Genomic DNA, 22921 nt, shown 5'->3' on the forward strand with positions numbered 1-22921 from the left:
TCAGCGGCCGCGCAAAGGAAGTCAGTGTGACCAGTGCCACCGGGCGGCTGTCGCCGCAGCAACTCTGCCGGGCCGTCCGGGACGACATCATCCGGCGCACCCTCCCGCCGGGGCAGCGGCTGACCGAGGAGGCGCTGGCCGAACGGTACGGGGTATCGCGGGTGCCGGTGCGAGAAGCCTTGCGCACCTTGGAAGCCGAGGGTTTCGTCTGGTCACGGCCCTATGTGGGGGTGTTCGTCGCCGAGCTGACCGAATCCGAGGCCGCCGACCTGCTGGAGATCCGCGCGCTGCTGGAGCCGTTGTGCGCCCGCCGTGCCGCTGAGCGCCGCACCCCGGAACAGGTGGGGCGGCTCAAGGAATTGGTGCGCCTGGGCTTGGATGCGCTGGCCGATGAGCGTTTCGCCGAGCTGGCGCGGTTGAACAGCCGCTTCCACGAGGTGCTGGCCGAGGCCTCCGGCAGCGCGGTACTGCTGCAGCAGATCACCCAGCTCAGCCAGAAGATCGCCTGGGTGTACGCGGTGGAGCTGCCACGGCGCGGCCGAGATTCCTGGGCCGAGCACGAAAAGATCTGCGCCGCTGTCGAAGCCGGGGATCCGGAGCTGGCCGGTCGCATCGTCGCCGAGCACATCTCGCGGGCTGCCTCGGCGTACCGCCTGCGCGGCGCAGCCGAGTCCTAGTCGTATACGAATCCGCCCCGCACGGGCGGTGTTTGCCGGCTGTTCGCGAACTCGGAGACCGTTGGGTCGAAACCCGGTGGTCGACGGCATAGTTGCCTGTTCGATCAGTAGATATCACTCTCGCAGCAAACATTTCGAGGGCGCTGCGAGCAGTTCGTAACATCGCGGACAAAGTCGCCGTGGGAGATGGCAACACGCGGTTCGTATACAAAACGGGTTCCTGCTCTCCCCTCGGAGGTACCCATGGCGGATCTCGTGCTCCGCACCGCCCGCGTCGACGACGACACCGGAACGGTCGACATCGCCGTCACCGCCGGCGTCATCACCGCGATCGGCCCCGCGCTCGCCGTGACCGGCGCTACCGAAATCGACTGTGCCGGACGCGTTGTCATTCCCGGTCTGATCGAATCCCACCTGCACGTGGACAAGGCGCTGCTCGACCGTGAGCGCCCCAACCCGGACGGCACGCTGGCCGGAGCCATCGCGGTCACCGGTGAACTCAAGCGCGGCTTCACCCGGGAGGCGGTACTCGGCCGCGCCCGCCAACTGCTCGATATGGCGATCGGCAACGGCACCACCGTCGTGCGCGCCCACCCCGACGTCGATCCCATCGTGGGCCTGCTGGGCGTCGAGGTGCTGCTCGAACTCCGCGAGGAATACCGCGACCTGCTGGATCTGCAGATCGTGGCCTTCCCGCAGGAGGGCATCCTCAAGGCGCCGGGCACGCTGGAGTTGTTGCGCGAGGCCCTGTCCCGCGGCGCCGACGTGGTCGGCGGCTGCTGCTACAACGAGGCCGATCTCGCCGACTGCCACCGGCACATCGATCTGGTCTTCGAACTCGCCGCGGAATTCGGCGCCCCGGTCGATATGCACGCGGACCTGGCCGACGACGCCGGCGATCCCCGATTCGCGCTGGCCGACCGGATCGCGGAGGTGACCGACCGCACCGGCATGCACGGCCGAGTCAGCCTGGGCCACATGAGTTCCCTCGCCGGCCGCCCGGCCGCCGAACGCCGCGCGACCATGACGAGGCTGGCCGCCGCCGGAGTCGCGGTCGTCCCGCTACCGGCCACCGATATGCATCTGGGCGGCCGCGCCGACACCGTCAACACCCGCCGCGGCATCGCCCCGATCCGGGAGCTGTGGGAGGCGGGTGTGCTGACCGCGTTCTCCTCCAACAATGTTCGCAATGCCTTCACCCCGTACGGCAATGCCGACCTGCTCGATATCGGCCTGTTCCTGGCCCAGACCAGCCACCTGTCCGGCAGCGCCGACCTGGCCCGGGTACTGGACATGGTGACCGGCAATGCCGCCCGCGCGGTCGGGCTGCACGACTCGTACGGTCTGCGGCCCGGCGCCACCGCGGATCTGGTGGTGCTGTCCACCCGCCGCGTCGCCGACGTCCTGCTGGATCGGCCGGACCGTTGCTACGTGATCAAACGCGGCCGCATTGTCGCCCGCACCACCCGCACCCGAGAACTGGTGCGCCCGAATGCCTTCGAGACCGGAGTACTCACCCATGCGTGACCGCATACCGCACGAGATCGTCGCCTCCGTCCTGGCGGGCCTGACCGCCTTCATCGGCGGCACCGCGCTCAATCTCCCGCCGTGGGCCATTTTCATCGGCTGGGCGGGCACGTTCCTGGCCGGTGGGCCCTCACTGGCGGTGGCGCAGAAGCTCTGGGCCGCAATGCCTGTCGGCTCCACCTTCGCCCTGGTGATCGTCGTCGCCGATCAGCACATCGGTACCGTGCTGGGTTCCTCGCGCGTCGCCCAGGATACGGTCCTCGCGCTGATCATCCTGGTGGTCAACACGGCTCTGATGTACACCGGCCGTATCCCGGTCTTCTCGCTGATCCCGGGCATGTTCTTCGGATTCGCCTCGTACTTCGCCACCTACTTCGGCGGTTTCGGCTTCGAGCACGGCAATGTCCTGGCCGCCTGGGTGGCGGTGGTGGCGATGAACTTCCTCGGCCCGGTCTTCGCCTATCTGTCGACCCTGTCGATGTCAGGCGCCGGCCACGCGGTACACGAGGCTGAGTCGGCCGTCCGGCCATCGGTCGGAACTGCGTAGTTCGAGTGGGCGGCGCTGGGTGGATGTCGCGAACAGGGCGGTGCCTTCGCCCGCGAGCAGCGGGTAGACGATCAGCCGCAATTCGTCGACGAGTCCGGCATCCATGGCGGCGGCGGTGATGCGTGCGCCGCCCATGAGATAGATGTCCTTGCCCTCTTCATGTTTGAGGGCCTCGACATCGTCCAGGCCGCGCAGGAATCTCGTATTGGGCCATTCGGCCGAGGTGAGCGATTTCGAGACCACATAGTGCGGCAGGGCCGTCGTGGCTTTCGCCCATTCGACCTCCGAAGCCGTTGGCACGCTGCCGCTTTGCGGATGTACCTCGTCCGGATGGTGCTGGATGCGTGTCCAGTACTGCTCGTAGCCGGGGTACATGCGCCCGCCGAGGACGCAGGCGTCCACCTGTGCGGTCAGGCCGTAGTCGTCCGACCAGCCGTCGACCCAGTCGGCGTAGCCCTGCGAGCCTTCGATCCTGCCGTCTGCCGATATCTTGAAAGCGGCGATGAGTTCGCGCATTGTCGGTGTCTCCTAGCGTGTTTCACGTTCTCCGTCGATTCGCGCCGCGTATCGGCGGCGCAGATCGGTCATGGTGTCGTCGAAATGCGGTGGTGTGCGTTCGGCCAGGCGATCGGCGAGCAGGTCGAGGTGGGCGTGCCAGCCCGCGCTGTAATTGACCAGGCCGTTGCGATCGGCGATCCGGCGATGGGTGACGACCAGCCGGACCCGGTCGCCGACGGGCGTCAACTCGAAGGTCACCACGGAGCCGTCCTCCCAGGTGTGGGACAGCAATCGCGGTGGCTCCCAAGTCAATATCGTGCTGTCGATCAGGTATTCGTCGACGGGGCCGCGTGGTGCGCCGGTGAGTTCGGCATTGCGGAAGACGTGGTTCACCGCGCCGCCGACGCGCGGATCGAAGGTGCCGCCCGCCTGCCAGGTCTTGCGCTTCTCCGGTTCGGTCAGGAAGGCCCAGACCCGTTCGATGGGACCGGGCAACTCGCGTTCGATGCGCACGGTGTCCGGGGTGATCAGGGCGCCGTATTCGCTGTCGCTCATGGCTTTTCCTTGTCCAGATGGTCTGCGGCCAGGGCCGCTTCGAGGGCGTCCAATCGCTGGTTCCAGAACTGCTCGTAGTAGTGCAGCCATGCGACCCCGTCACGCAGCGGTGTCGCATCCAAGGCGCAGGTGTGTGTGCGGCCGTGCACGAATCGCCGGATCATGCCCGCGCGTTCGAGGGTCTTGATGTGCTTCGACGCCGCGGCCAGCGACACCGGGAACGGTGCCGCCAGCTCGCTCACCGAGAGCTCGCCGTCGGCGAGCATGCGCAGCATGGCCCGGCGGGTGGGGTCCGCCAGTGCGTGGAAGATGGCATCGAGCTGCTGCGATGAATTCTCAACCACAAGGTTGAATATGTCAGCGCCCGGCAGGATTGTCAACCCTTCGGTTGAATATCCTGGGTCCTATCCGAGCGCGGTGAGAAGTGCCGTCAGCGCCCGTGATTCGACAGTGGAGTCCGGGGTCTTGGCCCGTACCGCCTTCAATGCGGCGTCGATCTTGCCGTCGAGCACCTTCCACCCGGCGTCGTCCATCGGTTGCAGGGTGTCCTGGTCCTGATCCCAGGCTGTTTCCAGATCCTTGATCCGGGTGACGGCATCGCCCTGTCGACCGGCCTGCACCTTGGCCAGCGTGTCCTGGGTGATGACGCGGAACTTGGCGACCTCGGCGGCCGGGAAATGAGCCGTCGGGCCTCCTGGTCCGGCCGCAGTGGCCGACGTGGTCGCTGTTTCCTCGTCACTGTTCGTGTTGGCGTGCGGCTGGTTGGCGGCCCAAACCAGCAGCGCCCCAGCGAGAATCGCGACGATGGCGTAGTAGCCGAGCATGAGTCGCTCGCGCTGCGGGTCGGCGACGGCGGCTGCGTGCGGCGGGCGCTGCTCGTCGACGACGTCCTTGCGCGTACCGGTGAGGTAGACGACCACCGCCAGAATCGCGATGAGGAATATGACGCTGGTCAGCGCGGTGCCGAGGCCCAGACCGTGATCGGCGGACGGGGAGGCGAACCAGTCACCGAGATTGGCGCCCAGCGGGCGGGTCAGGATGTACGCGAGCCAGAACGACAGCACGGCATTCGCGCCGAATCGCCGGCCGAGCACCACCGCGGCGATCAGCCCGGCGGGCAACAGCACCGAGGTGCCCGCTCCCCACCCGGTCAGCTGCAATGTCCAGTCACCGGCGGCGGTGCCCAGCGCGAAAGTGACCAGAACCGCCAGCCAGTAGAACAATTCGCGCGGCAAGGTGGTGATGCTGTGGATCGACAAAGTGCGTTCGCGGGCAAACCAGATCCCGAACACGACCGCCAGCGCCAGCGCGAAGACGCCGGTGCTCAACACGAGTGGCACAGCGAGGTTGTCGGTCAGGATGTCGGTGTAGAGCGTGCCGGTCACGCTCACCACGACGACGGTCAGCCAGTACGCGAACGGCACATACCGGTTGAGCCGCAGCTGCCAGCCCAGCGTCACGGCGAGTATCGCCGTGAACAGCAGCGCGGTGCCGCTCAGGCCGACCCCCAGCGAGCTGTTGATCCAGTCGGCGAAACTCTCGCCCACGGTGGTGCACAGGATCTTGATGATCCAGAACCACACCGTGACCTCGGGAACCTTGCTCAGCATCCGGCGGGTGAGGCCGGCCTCGGCCATCGTCTTCTCAGTCACACGCCGGACGGTAGTGATCGGTCGCTGTGGTGACGCTGAGAATCCTCACTGGATCGGGCGATTCAGCCGATCCGGGCGCTCTGCCCACCGTCGACCGGCAGCAGAACGCCGGTGATGAAGGCGGCTTCGTCGGAGGCGAGGAAGAGCGCGGCATGGGCGACGTCCCAAGCGGTGCCCTGATGACGGTTCAGGGGGACCATGCGGTCGCGGGCCGCGCGCACTTCATCGCGGTCCATGCCGAGTGCGGCGGAGATGCCCTCTATCGCCATCGGGGTGTCGATGAGCCCCGGCATGATGGCGTTCGCGCGAATCCCGTAGCCGGCGTTCTCCATTGCCAAGGCATGGGTCAGGGCATTGAGCCCCGCCTTGGACACCTTGTAGGCGACCAGCGGCGCCGAGCAGACCGCGGCGATGGACGAGACAGTGAGAATCACGCCCGCGCGGCGCTCCCGCATATGCGGAACGACTTCCCGGCAGAGGACCCACGGCGCGCGCAGATTGACCGCGTGGATGCGATCCCAGGCTTCCTCGGTGACGTCCAGCGCGCTGCCGTCGCGACTGCCGATCCCGATATTGTTGTGCAGGATATCGATTCGGCCGAAGACGTCGAGCGCCGTGCGTGCGATCGTGCCGCAGTCGGCGGTATCGGTGATGTCGGCGACCAGCGGATGGGCCGTCCCGCCGGCCTCGGCGATCATCGCGCAGGTCTCGTCCAGTGACTTCTCGTCCCGGTCCACCGCGAGCACACTCGCCCCTTCACGAGCGAAGAGAATCGCTGTGGCGCGCCCGTTTCCGATGGTGGTCCCGGGCGTCTGCCCGGCGCCGCAGACGACGGCGATCTTGTCCTGCAGACGTCCGCTCATGACGGGAACCCCTGCAATCCCTCGTCGAGCGGTACTTGAAAGGTGTTCAGCGCGGTGGAGACCAGCGTGTACTGCCCGACGGCGAACACGAGATCCATCACCTGCTGCCGAGACCACTCCTGCGACAACGCCTTCCACAGCTCCTCGTCCAGGCGATGGTCGGCGACGAGTTGGTCGGTGGCCTGCAACAACACCGTGTCCCGCGCAGCCCAGTCGTCGGCGTCCGAGGCGATCTTGTCGATCTCCGCGTCGGTCAGCCCGCTGCGCCGCCCAAGCACCCGATGCTGCGCGAACTCGTACTCCGACCCACACCGCCATCCGGTCCGGAGAATGACCAGTTCCCGTTCCCGCGCCGGCAGTGTCGATCCGCCGAGCACATGCCGCCCGAACACCAGCCATCGATGCAGCAGCTCGGGGTGATGTGCGAGGGCCCTGAAGATGTTCAACCGCTGGAGCTGATCGAGCGTCTTCCGGGTCCGCTCGTCCCAGTCGGCTTCGTCAGTGAGGGGAATCCGCATCGCACAACGCCTTTCGCCGGACGTATCACTCGCCGAAGGCCATTATTCCGTCACGGGCGTTCGCCGACACGGTTGTGACCGTCGAAATCGTCGAACAGTGCCGGGGCGGTGGTGTCGGCGTGGTGGTGCTGCTTGTGGGTGGTGTGCTGTCGCCGGGGTGGTCTGGTGAGGCTGAGCTCATCGGGGGAGAAGGCGAGTGCGTCGTCGCTACCGGTGGGCAGGACGTGCAGGTAGTCGGGTTCGGCAGGGTCGGCGACGGCGACCACTTTGCCGGATCGGCCTTCGTCGATCCCGACCGCGGCGGCGGTGAACCAGACTCGGGGCGAGCGGCCTGCTTCGACCTCCGCGGCGATGCGCTGGATGTCGGTGTCGGATAAAGAGGTGGACGCGCTGCGGCGGGTCGTCATGGTGTGCTCCGGGCATGATGAAACGTCGGTCTCCTCCGAGGATGCCGGAGAGTGCCGACATCATGCACCTGCGGGGCGTGGAAATGCCATTCGATCGATCAGTCGGACAGGGTGGAATAGCGGTAATCGGTCAGGGGGAAGTGCTTGTTGCCCCACCACATTTCGAGATGGGTGCTGGGCCGGATGGCCGCCACATCGTGGTGCGGATTGATGTAGTAGGTGTTGGAGGACTCGCAATCGTTATTGAGCCAGAGGGCATTGCGGTGGCGCCGGAGGCTCTTGCGCCAGTAGCGGTCATGGGGTTCCCGCCGGATTTCGACGGCGGTCGCGGCGCGGTCTCGAGCTGCGGTGATGGCGCGGCGGGCATGGCGGGCAGTGCATTCGATCATGGCGAGGTAGGAGGCGGCGGCGAAGCCGTAGGGGCCGGTGATGAGAAAGAAGTTGGGGAAGCCGGGGACCGAGACGCCCTGATAGGCCTGGAAGCGATTGTCCTGCCAGAACTGTCCGAGTTCCAGGCCGTGGCTGCCGTGGATCGGGAAGGGCGGGGTCGCGCCGCTCTCCATCACCTTGAAGCCGGTCGCGCACACGAGCACATCGATCTCGTGTTCGGTGCCGTCGACGGTGACGATACCGGTCGGTGTGATCTTCGCGATGGGTTCGGTAATGAGCTCGACGTGCGCGCGGGTGAAGGTGCGCAGGTACTTGTTCGACACCGAGGGCCGTTTACAGCCGAGCGCGTAGCCGGGCGTGAGTTGCGCGCGCAATTCCGGATCCTGGACCTGGGTTCCGTACCAGCGTTTGATGATTCGGCCCGTGAACCCGATGGCGGGACTGGTGGTCCGGTAGAAGACGCCCGCGGTGGACACGCCCGCGTCGAACGTTGCCATGACGCCCAGCCGCACCAGGCGCCGCAGTCCGGGCACGAGGTCGAGGGCCTGTTTGAACCCCCAGTCGATGCGCATATCGGGTTTGGGAACCACCCAGATAGGGGTCCGCTGGAAGACCGTCAGGTGCGAGGCCCGGTCGGCCAGTTCCGGAATCAGTTGCAGGGCAGTGGCTCCCGTGCCGATCACGGCGATGCGTTTGCCCCGGTAGTCGTGGTCGTGATCCCAGCGGGCCGTATGCACGACCTTGCCCACGAAGTCGTCGACACCGGGGATATCGGGCATACGCGGCACTTCGAGCCCGCCCACCGCCCCGATCACGAAGCGCGCGGTGAAGGTATCGCTTTCGGTGTCGATCCGGTACCGGTGAGTGTCCTCGTTCCAGGTCACTCCATTGACGCGGGTGTTCAGCCGCAGGTGCTCACGCAGCCGGTATCTGTCCGCGATCTGATCGGCGTACGCCTTCACCTCGCCGCCCGGCGCGAACAGCCGCGACCAGGTCTGCGGGGCCTCGTAGGAGAAGCTGTAGTACACCGACGGAATGTCCACGGCCACACCCGGATAGGTGTTGGCATGCCAGGTGCCGCCGATATCGGAGTTCTTGTCCACGATGACGAAGCGCTCGATGCCGGCGCGGCGCAGTTCGACGGCCGCGCCCAGCCCGCCGAAGCCGGCGCCGATAATGGCGACCTCGACATCGGGTGCGGCGGACCCGGGTACGGGGGTGGAGTGGAGGTTGTTGGTGGACGGCGTCATCGCGGCCGTGCTCCTTTCGGCGGTCTCGATTTGGAACCTAGGCCGTGCGGCGCCCGAACGGTCTTTCCCCGCTGGCCAATTGATTGACCGCGACGGCCACGCCGGTGGGCGCGATCCGGTCGATCGGCCATGATCAGCGGATGACCGTGGAACGAGTACGCGAGGGCCGGACCCTGGTGATCCGGATGAATCGCCCGCACAAGCGCAATGCCATCGACGCGGAGATGACCGCGGGGCTGGATGCGGCGCTGAACGAGTTCGAGGACGACGCGGACCTGTGGGTCGCGGTGCTGACCGGCACCGAGTCGCTGTTCTCGGCGGGCACCGACCTGAGCGCCGGGTCGGGTGAGAAGACCGCGCGCGGCGGCGAATACGGCGTCATCCGCCGCCGCATGAGCAAGCCGCTCATCGCCGCGGTGGAGGGGCATGCGCTGGGCGGCGGGATGGAACTGGTGCTGGCCTGCGATCTGGTGGTCGCCGGGCGCACCGCGACCTTCGGCCTGCCGGAACCTCGCCGCGGTGTGATCGCTACGTGCGGTGGACTGTTCCGCGCCCGCCGGGCACTGCCGTTGAACGTGGCGAAGGAGCTGCTGCTGACCGGTGATCCGCTGTCCGCGGAGCGGGCCTACCAGCTCGGCTTCGTCAATATCGTCGCCGAGCCGGGCGCCGCCGAACAGTCCGCTCGGGAACTGGCACAGCGGATCTGCCGCAACGCCCCGGTCTCGGTGCGCGAGAGCCTCACCGCGCTGGAGCGCGTGAATTCCGCCGATGACGCCGAGGCCTGGCGGATCACCGAGGCCGCGATGGCCGCGACGCTGTCGTCCCACGACACCGCCGAGGGCATCGCCGCCTTCCTGGAACGTCGCGAACCCCGGTGGACCGGCAAATGATCTGCCGCGCGGCTACTCGATGAAGCTCATGGCCCGCTCGGCCATGGCGGTGATGGTGAGGCTCGGATTCACTCCCACATTGGCGGGGATCGCCGCGCCGTCACAGACCAGGAGGTTGGTGTAGCCGTACACCCGATGCCGGGCGTCGATCACGCCGGTGGCGGGTGAATCGCCGATGGCCGCGCCGCCGAGGATGTGCGCGGTGGTGGGAATCGAGAGGATCGCCTCCGGCACCGCCGCTCGCACCACGCCGCCGATCCTGGCGGCAATGGCCTCGGCGGCGGCGTAGGCCGCCGGAATGAACTGCGGGATGGGATGTTCGGGATCCTGCACGGTGGTGAGCACCGGATATCCGGTGGGCAATCGGAATCGGGCCCGCAGGGTCACCGAATTGTCGACCGACTCCATGGTGGTGAGCAGCATGGTGCGCCGCGACGCGTGCCGGATACGCGACGCACGAGCGAAACGCACCGGATGCCGCAGCGCATTGGCGACATAGTGGAACGGGCGGGTGCGCCGGGTGCCGCGCGGTGTCGCCAGCGTGGTGAGCACCGACATGAAATCGCCGCCGGCGCCGTAGGTCACGGGCTGAATGTGCGTGCCCGGGCTGGGATACACCCCCGAGGTGAGGGCCAGGCCGTGCGAGAAATCGTAGGTGTCGTCGCGTGCGGTCACCGCCAGGATGGATTCGCTGTTGGTTCGCACCAGTGTCCCGAGCCGCGTGGAGAGCCGGGGCAGGGATCCGGACAGCTTGCAGCGCAACAGCAATCGATTGGTACCCAGCGCCCCGCCCGCGACCACGACGCCGCGCGCGGTGTGCGTGCGGCGATCCCGGCGCAGCCAGCGGCCGGTGCGTTCACTGGTGATCGCGTAGCCGTCACTGCCGTCCGCGGCGCCGAGGGGCCGGATGTCGATCACGGTGCGCTCCGCCAGGATCTGGGCACCGCGCTTCTCAGCGAACCAGAGGTAGTTCTTGACGAGGGTGTTCTTCGCATTGTGCCGGCACCCGAGCAGACACGAACCGCAGTGGACACAGCCGGCCCGTTCGGGGCCCGCACCACCGAAATACGGGTCGGGAACGGTCTTTCCGGGCTCACCGAGGAAGACACCGACCCGGCTGCGAGCGTAGGTGCCGGCGAAGCCGTGCTCGGCGGCATACTCCCGCAGCAGGGTGTCGGCGGGCGTTTCCTCTTCGAGGGTCGTCACGCCCAGCATGTGCTCGGCGGTGTCGTAATGCGGTGCGAGTTCGGCATCCCAGTCGCCGAGATGCGCCCACTGCGGATTGTGCGCGAATTCGGGTCGGCTGCGGTACAGCGTGTTCGCGTAGGTGAGCGATCCGCCGCCCACACCCGCGCCCGTCACCACGAACACGTCCTTGAATAGTGTCGGCCGGAAGATACCTTTCAGCCCGAGCGCGGGCAGAAAGTAGTAACGCCGCACCTGCGAGGCGCGTTCGGCGAAGTCGTTGTCGGCGAAGCGCCGTCCGGCCTCGAACACGCCGACGCGGTGTCCCTTCTCCCGCAAGCGCAGCGCGGACACGCTGCCGCCGAAGCCGGAACCGATGACGAGCCAATCGAAATCGTGTGTCACACCTGTCCCCGTCATTTGAGCGGCAGCGCCCCGTCGAGGCCGCCGACATCGCTGATCTTCCACTCGGTATTGCGGTCCACACTCACGGTGTAGGTGACCGTGGTCTGTGCCCCGTCGGGATTCTGGGCATTGGTCGAGGACACGTTCACGAAGACGTTCACCTTGTACACCCCCGCGGATTCGCTGACCACCTTCGCCGAGATGGGACTGCCCGTGGACGTCCACTTCAATGGCGTGAGCAGATCCTGCAATTTGGGTGCGGTGGCGTCGAACTTGCTGGACAGCGCGGGCGCGGTGTTCTTCTTCAAACGCGCGACCCACGAATCGAAGTCGGCGAAGTTCACCGTGGAGGCCCCGACGGCGTAGTCGCTGGCCACCTGTTCGGCGTGGTTGTCGTCCGCGGCAACGGTATTGCGGTGGGCGATATCGGCGCGCGCCGAGGCCAGCAGGACGGCCAGCACCACCGCGATGACAACCGGCACGCTCACCGCCGCGCACCAGGCCAGCGTGCGCACCGGTACCGATACCGACCGGTTCTTCGCGGGTTCGGTACTCGGGGAGGGCTTCTCGATCTTCTTGACGAGCTCGATGGTCATGGCTTCTCCGGTGTCGATGCGGCTTACTTGACGGTGATCTGCAGCCGCAGCGCACCGTCGGGCGAAGTGGCGTGCAGGGCTTGACTGATCAGGCTGCCCAGGTCGAGCCGCTGAATGATCGGGGTGGCCGTGGCGTACAGCGGTGCGAGCAGCGGGGCCAGCGGTGCGAGTTCGGGGCCGATTTCCTTGACGCGATCGCTGATCTGCTGCAGGAAGGGCACCAGGCCGAGCTTGTCTTTGCTGTTCTCCTGGAAGGATTCCGGTAGATCGCCCGCGCGGATCACCGCGGCAATGGATGCGGCGACGTCCGATACGCGCGGCCCGAAGTCGGCCCACGACCCGGCCGCGTTCAGCAGGGACGGTTCCGCCCAGTCCATATCGGTGGCATGGGCCTGCAGATCGGTGAGCATGCGCCGGATCAGATCGGTGCGGCTGACCAGCGTGGCGGCCAGCAGGTCGGTGGCGCGGGACAGTTCCGGGACCACCGCGTCGGTGCCGGACAGGGCCTGGCCGAAGGTGTTCACGATGGAAGACAGTGCGGCCGGGTCCAATTGACGCATCAGCGCGGTGGTGGTCTTCGCGATCTCGGGTATCGATACCGGCGCCACGACCTGGGCGGCCTGCAAGGTCTGCCCGTCACGCAGATAAGGTCCCGCTCCGGAGGGCGGCTCGAATTCGACATAGGACTCGCCGAGCCCGGACAGCCCGTCGATGCGCACGGTGCTCGCGGTGGGAATCGGGTAGCGGTCCGAGACCCGGAAGTGCACCAGCACACCGCCGGCCACGTGCGCGACCGAGGTGACCTGCCCGACCTGCACGCCCGACAGCAGTACCTTCGAGCGTGGCAGCAGCCCGCCCGACTGCGGGATGGTCATGGCGGCATCCAGGTCGTGGCGGAACCAGTCGACCCGCACCACGCCGAAGGCGAGGTAGGCGCTGCCGAGTACGAGTATCAGCAGGATGCTCGCCGGGGACAGCAGGGAGCGCGGTTTCATCGCACGATTCCGATCATTCGCAGGGCCCGCACGATGCCGTCGATCTGCTCACCGGTCGAGGGAGCGCCCGGATCGTCGCCGGTGGTCACCGAGGTGATGTTCACCTTCGGCCCGTTCTGCACGAAAGGAATCACCTTGTCGCGCAGCAGCGTCAGCAGCCGGTTCAGGTTCGAGGGCGCGCTCAGGCCGAGTGGGTTGTGCGCCAGCAGCATCGGCACGAATGCCTGGGTCGCCGCGTCGCCGGCGCGCAGCAGCGGTGCGAACGGGACCAATGATTGGCCGATATCGCCCAGGGATCCGACGATGCCGAGGGTGTTCACCAGCTCCTGCACATCGGCCGGAATATCGTGCGCGCCTTGCACACTGAGCAAAGCATTCAGTTCGACCGGATTGTCCTTCACGGCGTCGAGATCTCGCTGAAAGGCGTCGAGAGCTTTGTCGAGCACGTCGAGATGACCGGACAGGTCTTCGGCATCGGACCCGAGGCGATCGAAAACCCGTGCGGTATCCCGAGTATCGGCGGGCAGCACCGCATTGGCCTGGTCGATGATCTCCTGCAATTGATGCAGCGCCCCGCCGTTCACGAAGGTCGACAGCCCGATCAGCAGATCTTCCACTTGCAGCGCGGGTTTGGTCTGCTGCACCGGAATCACCCCACCGGGCGGAATGTAGTGCGCGGAATCGCCCGGGGGAGTGGTGAGTCCGATGAAGACATCGCCGAGGATGGTGTCCTGCCGCAGCTGTGCGGTGGTATCGGCGGGCAGTTTCACCGAGTCCTCGATCTGCACGACCGCGTCCACCCGCCCGGGTCCGGCGGTGGACGGATCGATCACGCGCACCGACCGCAGGCTGCCGATCTTCGCGCCGTCGGCGACCACCTTCGCCTGTGCGGGCAGGTTGAGGGCGCTCGCGAACTCGATGTGCACCTGATACGCCGGGCCGCCTACCGAGGCGCCGGGTATCGGCACCGACGACGGGTCGATGGCGCATCCGGCGGGCAGCACCGCCACGACGGCAAGCGCGGTGCAGAGCCACGCGGTTCTTCTCATCGCGGGCCCGCCGATCCCAGCACCAGGGGCAGCAGATCCACACTGGCCGAGCCGTCGCCGGAATTGCGGCACCGCCCCGGCACCAGCGCATTGATCGCCGCGCACACCTGATCGGCGGTGTCCTGCGGTAGCGCGACCCGCGGCGGCGCGTACCCAACTTTCACCTGCCCGGTCTGCGGATCGATGAAACGGCCGAAGGCCGATACCGCGGCCGGAATCATCTCCAGCAGCTGCTGCAGCGAGCCGATGCCGGCCGACAGCAACTTCAGTTTCGGCACGGCGGCATCGAGCCCATTGAGGATCGAACGCCCGTACTTGTGCGCGATGGTGTTGAACCAGGGCAGGATCACCAGCAGCGAGTCGACGATATCGACGGTCTTGCCCCACACGGAGTTGATGAACCCGAGCCCTTCCCCGGCCTGGGTGAGCGCCACTTTGATGTCCGCCCAATTGAGCGAGACGCTGGAGGCGAGGGACGCGAACGCGTCGAGCGCGGCGCCCAGATGCCCGATGGCGGCGTCGGGATGGTCGAGGGCGGTTCCGAGATCCTTGATGAGCTGATTCAGCTTCGCCCCGGTGCCCGCGGTGGCCCGATCGAAGGCCTGCACCCCGTCCCGCAGCTGATTCTGTTGCGCGGGATCACCGTTCCCGTCTAGCTGTTCGGCGAGCCCGGAGAAGGCCCGCAGGGTCTGCGTAATGCTCTTGGGTGTGAAAGTCCGGGTGACGCAGGTACTTTCGGGCCAGCGCTGCGCCGACGTACTGTCGCCCACCACCTCCAGATCCCGGTCGGCGACCAGCGTGTCCGAGATCGTGGTGGCGGTGACCTGACCGCGTAGCGGATGGTCCGCATCGACGGTGAAACTCACCCGCACCGCCCCGTTCCCGGGTGTCACGGCGGTGACCGAGCCGACCGGTATACCGAGCGTGGTGACATGGTTTCCCGGGTACAGCCCGATGGCGTCGGGCATGACCGCGCAATAGGCGAGGGTCTTCTTCATCGGATCGAAGGCGAGGAGATACCCGACCACCGCCACCAGCACGATCAGCGCGACGCCGGCGGCGGTGACGAAACCCTGGGATCCGAACAGGCGCTTCATCAGCAGTCCCTTCCGGGCAGCGGAATGCAGACTTCCGGAGCGGATACGGTGATATCGGATTGATCGACCGTCACCCCGTTCGCGGGGGTGGCCGCGGCCTGGAGCCGGGTCCGGAGCTCGTTCAGACCGTTCAGCGCCTGGTCGAAGCGACGCCCGAGGTCCTCGAGCTGAGGGACGGCCGCTTCCAGCTGGTCGGCGAGCGGTTCGAGTTCGTCGTGCCACGCGGGTTCGATCCCCGCGATGCGGGACAGCAGTTCCGCCGTGACGGTGAGCGATTCGGTGATCTCGGCCTTCTTGGCCAGCCCGTCGGTTTCCAGCGAGCCGATCTTGCGGATGAACGTGCCCAGCAGTGCTCGATTGCCGTTCACGGCGGTCAGGTATTCGTCCATGACCGTCAGCGCCCGCGAGACATCGGCATTCTGCCGGTCGAGCAGCCCGACCAGGCTCTGCGCGGCCTGGCCCATGCGCCGCAAGGCATCCGGATTGCCGGACAGGGAATCCTGCAGGGCGTCGAAGTTCTTGCGCAAGGTGTTGCCGTCGACCTGCTGCACGGGTGCGGCGGCGTCCTGCAGGGTACGGATCAGGCTGTAGGGCAGGCGAACTCGATCAGCGGGAATCGCTTGCCGGCCGAGCGCCGCGGTGCCCGCGGGAAAGGCGGCGATGTAATGGCCGCCGACCACCGTGAGCATGCGTATCTCCAGCGTGGTGCGATCGCCGAGAAAGACGTTGTCGTTCACGGTGAAGCTCATGCGCACCCGATCCCCGCGCAGCTCCAGCGATTTCACCGAGCCGACGTGCACGCCCGCGATCCGGATCTCGTCCCCGGCCTGCACGGACCGGGCATCGGCGAGATCGGCGGTGTACGTGGACTTTCCGAGCGGCAGCAGGTACAGCGCGGCGGTCGCCACCAGCAGTACCGCCAGCGCCGCCGCACCGTAGAGCCCGAACCGGAGTTCGCGTGCCGCACCGGCCGGCCTCAGTTCCGGCATATCGACACCCGCTGTCCACTGATCAGCACCGAGAACGGCGCAGGCACGTCGGCGGGCCCCTTGGCGCAGCTCAGCTTGATCTCACCCGCCACCGGCCCGGCCGGCGGCAGCAGATCGGCCATCGATTGCAGCAGGCCGGGCAACCGCCCGAGCGCATCGAGCGCCTGGTTCGGGTCGGGGAACAATTGCTGGAGATCCTTTTCCAGGTTCGGATTCGAGTTCTCGGTGAAGCCGAGGGTTTCCAGGATGCTGTTCAGCGGTCCCAGCGCCGACGGCGCGACCGCCGCGAAGTGCAGCAGGCCGTCGAGTTCGGTGCGGAAGGAGGTGAAGACATCGGCGATGCCCTTCAGCAGGGTGACCAATTGCGGTGACTTGCCGCCGATCTGGCCGGAGATGGCCTGCAGATTGGACAGGATGAGCGACAGCACGGCCTGTTTGTCGGTGACGTAGCGACTGAGCTGCTCGAACGCGTCGAGGGCGGGCCCGATGCCATGGCCGTCGCCCTGGATGACCGCCAGCACGCTCTCGGTGAACTGATTGAGCGCGCCCGGTGAGAATTCCTGCAGCACCGGCTGTAATCCGTTGAACAGCTGGGTGATATCGAAGGACGGCACCGTCTTGTCGGCGCTCACGGTCGATCCGGGCGACAGCCTGGCGCCGGGCAGATCCGGTTGGCGGACCTCGACATACCGCTGTCCGGTGAGCATCTGGTACCGGATCGCCAGACCACTGGTGACATAGAAGGGCCGGTCCCCGCTCACGGTGAATCCGATGACAGCGCGGCTGCCTCGCAACGAGATCGAGGTGACCTTGCCGACCTGCACGCCGAACATGCGCACGTCGTCGCCGGTCTTCAACCCGCTCGCATCGGTGAATTCGGCTTTGTACGAGACGGTTTCGCTGCCGACCGGCCGGACCACGGCCGCAATGACCAGCAGCAGCAACGCGATCATGGCCGAGGTGAACACGCCCAGCCGCCACAGCACGCCGCCTAGGCTGCGCGGCCTCACCGCCCCGCTCCCAGCAGTGTCACGGCCACTTGGAGTGTCGGCCCGCCCGGAGTATCGGCGAACATGCGGTTCAACCGATCGATGGTCTCGGTGAGCTGCGCATGCGAAGTCTGCGGATCGGGCACCGTGTCGGCTAGCGCCTGCACGACCGGCGCGAGCGGATCGGTGAAACCGCCCAGGTTCTGATGCACGGTGTCCAGGGTCGAGGCCAGCCCCTCCAGCACCCCTTGGCGCAGCATGGTGATGGAGGCGCCGTAGCGGTCCCGATCGTGCTGGAAGATCTCGATATCCATGATGGCCTTGGCCAATTTGAAGGTGGCCGACGTGAATGCGCCGAATCCGTTGAAGAACCCGGCGTACTTGTCGAGCAGATACGACGACGGATACCGCTGAGTGTCGGCGACCGCCCGGCTGAGCGCGACGACCGCCTGCAGCACCGGCGTGAACGCGTGCAGATCGGTGTCGGCCTGGGTGAGCAGCTGGGTCAGCTGCGGTGTGAGCACCTGCGTGGAGGTCTGGGTCAGCGAGCGCAGCAGCGCGCCCATGGTGACATCGTCGACCCGATCGGTCATGTCGATCACCTCGCCGTCGCGCAGCGGCGTCCCACCGGGTGCGGTGTGCAAGGCGACGGCGCTGACGCCGAAGAGGTTCTCGGGGGCGTAGTCCGCGGTGAGGGCATCGGTCAGCCCCGCGAGCTGCGCCGGATCCAGGTCCAGGGTGAGCGACTGCCGGCCGGTATCGGCGGGTCGCACCGCGGCGACGCGCCCGATGGCCACACCGTCGAAGCGCACCGGCGTGCCCGCCGCGATGCCCTCGCCGATCTGCTCGGTACGCAACTGGATTCGCAATCGCGCCCCGGTGGTCCGGTGATCGAGCACGGTCCACAGCAGCACCGTGACCACGACCAGCAGCACGGCGAGCACACCGAGCAGACGGGCGTGGCCGCGCCCGACGCGCACGCCGGGAATCGTGTAGTTCGGCATGCGCGCTACCCCGGGAATTCGATCGAGGAATTGATGCCCCACAGCAGCAACGTCAGCACCATGTCCAGGCCGATGATGGCCACGAAGCTGGCCCGCACCGCGCGACCGGAGGCAATGCCCACGCCCTCGGGTCCGCCGGAGGCGAAGAAGCCGTGGTAGCAGTGGATCAGGATGACCGCGACGCCGAACACGAGGATCTTCACGACCGCCGCGAGAATGTCGTAGCCGCTGGTGAATTGCGAGAAGTAGTGGTCGTACACGCCGCCCGCCTGCCCGTGCAACAGCACGATCACCGTCGAACACGACAGATACGACAGGATCAGCGCGATCAGGAAGGTCGGCACGATCGCCACCGCACCCGCCACCACCCGGGTACTCACCACGAACGGAATCGACCGCAGCCCCAGCGATTCCAGGGCGTCGATCTCCTCGGAGATGCGCATGGCGCCGATCTCCGCGGTCATCCGGCAACCCGCCTGCGCCGCGAAACCGATTGCCGCCGCGATGGGCCCGAGCTCACGGGTATCGGCGAACGCGGACACCACACCCGACACCGAGCCCAGCCCGATCAGATTCAGCGCCGCGAACGCCTGGATACCCACACCGGCGCCGATAGACACGCCCAGCACCACCAGCATCGGCACGGTTCCGCCACCGACCAGGAAAGAGCCACGCCCCCAGGTCATATCGGTGACGGTGCGCATGGTCTGGCCGCGATAGTGCCGCAGCGCCAGCGGAATTCCGGCCAGCGCCTGCACGAGGAAACCGAGCGCGAACCCGGCGCTCTCCAGCGGCGACAGCACCCGTTCGGGATGACGGGCCAGCCGCGTGACGGTGCGAAAACCCCTGGGCACGTAGGGCGTAGCGGTCATCACGCCACCCGCATGGGCAGGAACATGGTGACCACCTGGGTGAGCGCCAGATTGAGCACGATGATGGCGGCGACCGAGAGCACCACCGCCGCATTCACGCCGTCGGCCACCCCGCGTGGCCCGCCGCGCGCTTCCAGCCCGCGCTGACAGGCCACGATCACCACGAGGAAGCCGAACAATACGGCCTTGGCCAAGGAGATCCACACATCGTTCAGCACCGTGAAGGCGCCGAAGGTGGCCCAGTAGCTGCCCGGCGTCACATGCTGCGCGCCGACGGCCACCACATAGCCGGCCAGGATCCCGGCGAAGATGACGAGGATGTTCAGCAGCGGCGCGACCAGCACCATGGCCACCACCCGCGGAATCACCAGGCGGTGCACCGGATCGATGCCCATCACCCGCAGCGCGTCGATCTCCTCGCGCACGGTGCGCGCGCCCAGATCGGAAGCGATGGCCGAGGCGCCCGCACCGCCGAGCAGCAGACCGGTGGCGATGGGCGCGCCCTGCTGGATGACCCCCAGCCCGCCGGCCGCGCCGACGAGCGAATCCGCGCCGAGCTGATGAATGAGGTTGCCCACCTGCACCGACACCACCACCCCGAAGGGCACCGCCATGAGGATCGCGGGAATCGCGGTCACGGTGATCAGATACCAAGCCTGGTACAGCATTTCGCGCCACGGGAAGCGCCGGGCGAGGATATCGGCGACCGTACCGCGCACGGCGGTGACGCCGAGGTCGGCGGTGCGCCCGAAGGTGCGCAGGGCGGCGACCGCGGTGTCGGCGGCAGTGGTGCGCAGGATCCGCAGCGCCGTGGCCGTGTCACCGCGGAGCCGGGTCGCGGCCTCGGGCTGCATTCGAATTCCTCCCTTGCTGTGCGCCGGAGCGTCGTGTGGCGTCGAAACAGCCAGTGGGCGTTACCTTTTCTGCACGGTATGCAGCGGTGACGGCCCTGCCCATGGCACGGCCGGTCAGGGCGTTGACAGTTTCCGACGGTGATCCCCGCGGTCAGGAGGCGACCGGCGTCGAGGCCACCCTGGCCCGGGTGAACTCCGCGAGCGCCGCCGCGATGGGTTCCGGGGTGCCGTCGGCGCGCGGGTCGGCTCCGGCGGCCACATCGCAGTGCAGGTAGCCGGGAAACCAGTGCACGCCTTCGTCGGGGAACACGCCCAGTCCGGTCAGCGCCTGCGTGAAGCTGGAGCTGCCCATGAGATTGATGAACGGCAGCCGGGCCGCGCCTCGTTCGTGCCGCAGCGGAGCGAGTGATCCGGTGCGACAGCCACCCAGGGCCGCGGTCGCATCGAGCATCTGGCGGATCGGAAAGTAGTCCTCGAAGACATTGAGCCGGCCTCCGGCCAGCATGCGGGCCAGCTCGACGATGCTGACCACTTCACTGTCGGCGGTGGCGGCGGGGATGCCGGTGCGCGTGAGTTGTGCCGGGGCGTCCTCGGTTCCGCAGCGGTCGTAGTCGCGCCAGCGATACAGGGTCTCGAACGAGGTCGGGCTGTAGCGTGGCGCGGTGCCGCAGACGCCGCGGTAGAGGGTGCGTAGACCGCGGGTCTGGCCGGCTTCGAAGGAGAGCGGGAAGGTGCGCGGCGCGACCTCGGCGCTGTCGAGGGTGCCGCAGCTCATGGACAACACCGCGAGATTCACCGAGGTGTGCGCACCGCCCAGCAGGCCGAGCAGCGCCTGGTTGGTGAGCCGCAGCTTGCGGTAATCGGGTGTGCGGGTGCGGAATTCACGCCAGGTGCGGGCCGTCGAGCCGCGCACGATGAGGTCCGGGGTGCCGCGTTCGGGCAGCAGCCGCAGGATGTCGGTTTCCTCGTCCGGCGCCAGTGTCGCGGCTGCGGCCACCGCCGCGATGATCGCGAAGGTTTCCGCATTGCCCCAGCCGCCCTTCAGTACCGCGGTGGTGTTGGGTACGAGGCCGCGGCGCATGAGCGCCGGACCACGTTCGACGGCGCGCGCCACCGGGCCGAGCGGTCCGGCGAGCGCGGGCCGCCGGGACAATCGCAACGGATCCATGTGCGTGATCGAGTCCAGCGCCACCAGGCCGGCGATCTGATCGTGGCCCGGTCTGCCCGCGAAATCCCATGCGGCATAGGTTCCGGCCTGGATCGCGCCCAGCGAATGCCCGCCCAGGATCAGCTTCTGCGCACGGGTATCGGCGTCCGGGATTTCCCGGCGCAGCACCTCGTGGGCGTCCTCGACCGTGCGGGCCGCGCCGAATTCGGCCAGGAAGCCGAGCTCGCGATCGCGGTGGAAGCCGCCGAAGACGCGGCCGCCGACCGTTTTCCCGCCGTAGTAGTAATCGAAGGCGAGGTGGTAGTCGCCCTCGGCCATGGCCACTTCGATGGCCGAATGGTCCTCCACGCCGTTGGCGCGGCGGTCCAGCACCCATACTTCGGCCGTGAGCCCGGCCGCTGCCAGATTGCGAACGGTATTGCGGCCCAGCGGTTGCAGTGAGCGTGCCCCCGCGATGGCGCCGGGCAGCAGGGCGATGATCACATCGGCGGCGGCCGGATCGTCGGGCGCGGCAGCGCGTTTGACCCGCAGATGCCGCAGGTCGTCGCATTCGGCGGGGTGCGCCGGCGAGCCATCGGGCAGCGGCGCGTGATGGGTCACCGTGCTCAGCCGGATGCCGTCGGCGATCTCCAGGATTTCTTCTGTACGGGTCACTGCCGAACCTCTCGCTCGATCTCGCTACTTCGATACCCTGAGGTGAGGGTAGGGAGATCGGCGGAAACGAGGGTTGACCGGCGGAAGAAAGGCCTTTCGGGCGAAAGATACGGCTGTCTGGGTCAATATTGCCCGGAGATCGATTAATATTCGGCATACTGGCCGATAGTCGATGAGGACTGTGCGTACATGTTCGACTGGGATCTACTGCGGAATACCTCCAGCGTCCACATCATGACGCGGCTCGCGGAGGAACGAGGGATGCCCGCGGCCGCGTGCCTCGCGGGCACCGGATTGTCCACCGAGGCGGTGATCGATCCGAACGCGGAAGCCACCGCCCGGCAGGAGCTCACCGTGGTGCGCAATCTGCTCGCCCGGTTCGGCGCCGAACCCGGGCTGGGCGTGGAGGCGGGCAGCCGGTATCACGTCTCGCTCTACGGTCCGTGGGGTCTGGCCATGCTGTCCAGTCGCACCCTGCGCGATGCCGTCGACATGGCCTTGCGGTACGTGGAGCTGGCTTTCGCCTTCGGGCAGTTGAGTTTCGAGGAGACCGATACCGAGGCCCGGCTGGTCTTCGACGACCGCGAGGTCCCCGAGGACGCGCGCGCCTTTCTCACCGAGCGGGTCATGGCCGGCATCCAGATGCTGAGCAAGGAACTCTTCTCGGCCGGAGTGCCGTTGCACCGCATCGCCTTCCGGCATGACGCACCCGCGGATACCACGCGCCATCGCGAGGTGCTCGGCATCGAACCCGAATTCGGGGCGCCCCGCAATGAACTGGCCTTCGCCGCGGCCTACCTGGACATGCCGCTGCCGCAAGCCAACGAGTGGGCCCGCAGCACCTGCGAACAGATGTGCCGCGACCTGCTCGCCCGCCGGCATGCCCGGACCGGCATCGCGGGCACCGTCCGGGATCGGCTGGTGCGCAGCCCCGGGCACATTCCGGACCAGGCCGCGGTCGCGGCGGAGCTGTTCATGAGCCCGCGCACCCTGTCCCGGCGGCTCAATGAGGAGGGCACCTCCTTCCGGGCGCTGCTGGACGAGGTCCGGCAAGCTCTGTCGGAGGAGTTGCTCGATCACACCGCGATGACCACCGAACAGGTGGCCTCCCGGCTCGGTTACGCCGAGGCGGCCTCGTTCATCCGGGCCTTCCGGCGCTGGAAGGGTTGCCCGCCACAGGAATACCGCACCCGCAACAGGCGTACCCAGGCGCGGGTACCCCAATTGGTGTAGCCGGACCGGAAATATCAATCGCGAGTCCGCGACTGACCTGGTCGCACTGCTGTCGGC

General features: G+C 67.4%; 24 protein-coding genes. 5 read left to right on the top strand and 19 right to left on the bottom strand.

Annotated elements, in window-relative coordinates; all coding sequences use genetic code 11:
* Positions 1-26: 26 nt before the first annotated feature.
* The 3 genes from ACH438_RS06910 (at position 27) to ACH438_RS06920 (ending at position 2751) form a co-directional block, all read left to right on the top strand.
* Positions 27-677 (top strand): GntR family transcriptional regulator, encoded by a 651-nt coding sequence (locus tag ACH438_RS06910; protein WP_397002064.1) that lies wholly within the window; start codon positions 27-29, stop codon positions 675-677.
* A gap of 243 nt (positions 678-920) precedes the next feature.
* Positions 921-2204: an amidohydrolase family protein gene (locus ACH438_RS06915; RefSeq protein WP_397002066.1), complete on the top strand. Its 1284-nt coding sequence runs from the start codon at positions 921-923 to the stop codon at positions 2202-2204.
* A complete protein-coding gene (locus tag ACH438_RS06920; RefSeq protein ID WP_397002068.1) occupies positions 2197-2751 on the top strand; it encodes a DUF1097 domain-containing protein in 555 nt (184 codons plus the stop codon). The genes ACH438_RS06915 and ACH438_RS06920 overlap by 8 nt, the downstream gene beginning before the upstream one ends.
* Here ACH438_RS06920 and ACH438_RS06925 read toward each other — a convergent pair.
* The 8 genes from ACH438_RS06925 to ACH438_RS06960 all read right to left on the bottom strand — a co-directional run bounded on the left by ACH438_RS06925 (position 2686) and on the right by ACH438_RS06960 (position 8884).
* Positions 2686-3267: a dihydrofolate reductase family protein gene (locus ACH438_RS06925; protein ID WP_397002070.1), complete on the bottom strand. Its 582-nt coding sequence runs from the start codon at positions 3265-3267 to the stop codon at positions 2686-2688. The two genes, ACH438_RS06920 and ACH438_RS06925, sit on opposite strands and share 66 nt — an antisense overlap.
* A gap of 12 nt (positions 3268-3279) precedes the next feature.
* Positions 3280-3804, bottom strand: a complete 525-nt coding sequence (locus ACH438_RS06930; protein WP_397002072.1) for an SRPBCC family protein — start codon at positions 3802-3804, stop codon at positions 3280-3282.
* Complete coding sequence (locus ACH438_RS06935; RefSeq protein WP_397002074.1) at positions 3801-4148, bottom strand: ArsR/SmtB family transcription factor; 348 nt, start codon at positions 4146-4148, stop codon at positions 3801-3803. The genes ACH438_RS06930 and ACH438_RS06935 overlap by 4 nt, the downstream gene beginning before the upstream one ends.
* A gap of 60 nt (positions 4149-4208) precedes the next feature.
* A complete protein-coding gene (locus ACH438_RS06940; protein WP_397002324.1) occupies positions 4209-5414 on the bottom strand; it encodes a hypothetical protein in 1206 nt (401 codons plus the stop codon).
* 104 nt (positions 5415-5518) lie between these two features.
* Positions 5519-6319, bottom strand: a complete 801-nt coding sequence (locus tag ACH438_RS06945) for an SDR family NAD(P)-dependent oxidoreductase (RefSeq protein WP_397002076.1) — start codon at positions 6317-6319, stop codon at positions 5519-5521.
* Positions 6316-6837 carry a carboxymuconolactone decarboxylase family protein gene (locus tag ACH438_RS06950; protein WP_397002078.1) on the bottom strand — a complete coding sequence of 174 codons (522 nt, stop codon included), beginning with the start codon at positions 6835-6837 and terminating at the stop codon, positions 6316-6318. Before ACH438_RS06950 ends, ACH438_RS06945 begins: the two co-directional genes overlap by 4 nt.
* Positions 6838-6887: 50 nt before the next feature.
* The gene (locus ACH438_RS06955) at positions 6888-7244 is read right to left on the bottom strand and encodes a hypothetical protein (RefSeq protein ID WP_397002080.1); all 357 of its coding nucleotides are present in this window, start codon (positions 7242-7244) and stop codon (positions 6888-6890) included.
* A 98-nt stretch (positions 7245-7342) separates the two neighbouring features.
* Positions 7343-8884, bottom strand: a complete 1542-nt coding sequence (locus ACH438_RS06960) for a flavin-containing monooxygenase (RefSeq protein WP_397002082.1) — start codon at positions 8882-8884, stop codon at positions 7343-7345.
* 140 nt (positions 8885-9024) lie between these two features.
* Here ACH438_RS06960 and ACH438_RS06965 point away from each other — a divergent pair, with 140 nt between their 5' ends.
* The gene (locus tag ACH438_RS06965) at positions 9025-9774 is read left to right on the top strand and encodes an enoyl-CoA hydratase-related protein (RefSeq protein ID WP_397002084.1); all 750 of its coding nucleotides are present in this window, start codon (positions 9025-9027) and stop codon (positions 9772-9774) included.
* Between the two features lie 12 nt (positions 9775-9786).
* Here the strand turns inward: ACH438_RS06965 and ACH438_RS06970 are convergent, their stop codons facing one another.
* From ACH438_RS06970 to ACH438_RS07020, 11 genes are all read right to left on the bottom strand, one after another.
* On the bottom strand, positions 9787-11364 hold the full coding sequence (locus ACH438_RS06970; RefSeq protein WP_397002086.1) for an FAD-dependent oxidoreductase: 1578 nt from the start codon (positions 11362-11364) through the stop codon (positions 9787-9789).
* Between the two features lie 11 nt (positions 11365-11375).
* Complete coding sequence (locus tag ACH438_RS06975) at positions 11376-11960, bottom strand: hypothetical protein (RefSeq protein WP_397002088.1); 585 nt, start codon at positions 11958-11960, stop codon at positions 11376-11378.
* A 23-nt stretch (positions 11961-11983) separates the two neighbouring features.
* Positions 11984-12955, bottom strand: a complete 972-nt coding sequence (locus ACH438_RS06980; protein ID WP_397002090.1) for an MlaD family protein — start codon at positions 12953-12955, stop codon at positions 11984-11986.
* The gene (locus tag ACH438_RS06985) at positions 12952-14004 is read right to left on the bottom strand and encodes an MlaD family protein (protein ID WP_397002092.1); all 1053 of its coding nucleotides are present in this window, start codon (positions 14002-14004) and stop codon (positions 12952-12954) included. The genes ACH438_RS06980 and ACH438_RS06985 overlap by 4 nt, the downstream gene beginning before the upstream one ends.
* Positions 14001-15101 (bottom strand): MlaD family protein, encoded by a 1101-nt coding sequence (locus tag ACH438_RS06990; protein ID WP_397002094.1) that lies wholly within the window; start codon positions 15099-15101, stop codon positions 14001-14003. Before ACH438_RS06990 ends, ACH438_RS06985 begins: the two co-directional genes overlap by 4 nt.
* On the bottom strand, positions 15101-16090 hold the full coding sequence (locus ACH438_RS06995; RefSeq protein ID WP_397002096.1) for an MlaD family protein: 990 nt from the start codon (positions 16088-16090) through the stop codon (positions 15101-15103). Before ACH438_RS06995 ends, ACH438_RS06990 begins: the two co-directional genes overlap by 1 nt.
* Positions 16078-17100, bottom strand: a complete 1023-nt coding sequence (locus tag ACH438_RS07000) for an MCE family protein (RefSeq protein WP_397002098.1) — start codon at positions 17098-17100, stop codon at positions 16078-16080. The genes ACH438_RS06995 and ACH438_RS07000 overlap by 13 nt, the downstream gene beginning before the upstream one ends.
* Positions 17097-18083 (bottom strand): MlaD family protein, encoded by a 987-nt coding sequence (locus tag ACH438_RS07005; protein WP_397002100.1) that lies wholly within the window; start codon positions 18081-18083, stop codon positions 17097-17099. Before ACH438_RS07005 ends, ACH438_RS07000 begins: the two co-directional genes overlap by 4 nt.
* 5 nt (positions 18084-18088) lie before the next feature.
* Positions 18089-18955, bottom strand: coding sequence for an ABC transporter permease (locus tag ACH438_RS07010; RefSeq protein WP_397002102.1), 867 nt, complete (start codon positions 18953-18955; stop codon positions 18089-18091).
* Positions 18955-19809, bottom strand: coding sequence for an MlaE family ABC transporter permease (locus ACH438_RS07015; protein WP_397002104.1), 855 nt, complete (start codon positions 19807-19809; stop codon positions 18955-18957). The genes ACH438_RS07010 and ACH438_RS07015 overlap by 1 nt, the downstream gene beginning before the upstream one ends.
* Positions 19810-19960: 151 nt before the next feature.
* Positions 19961-21631 (bottom strand): hypothetical protein, encoded by a 1671-nt coding sequence (locus ACH438_RS07020; protein WP_397002106.1) that lies wholly within the window; start codon positions 21629-21631, stop codon positions 19961-19963.
* A 189-nt stretch (positions 21632-21820) separates the two neighbouring features.
* Here ACH438_RS07020 and ACH438_RS07025 point away from each other — a divergent pair, with 189 nt between their 5' ends.
* Complete coding sequence (locus tag ACH438_RS07025; protein ID WP_397002108.1) at positions 21821-22864, top strand: AraC family transcriptional regulator; 1044 nt, start codon at positions 21821-21823, stop codon at positions 22862-22864.
* Positions 22865-22921: the final 57 nt, after the last annotated feature.

Origin of the sequence: Nocardia sp. NPDC020380 (genome assembly GCF_044386975.1) — a bacterium.
Classification (GTDB): domain Bacteria; phylum Actinomycetota; class Actinomycetes; order Mycobacteriales; family Mycobacteriaceae; genus Nocardia.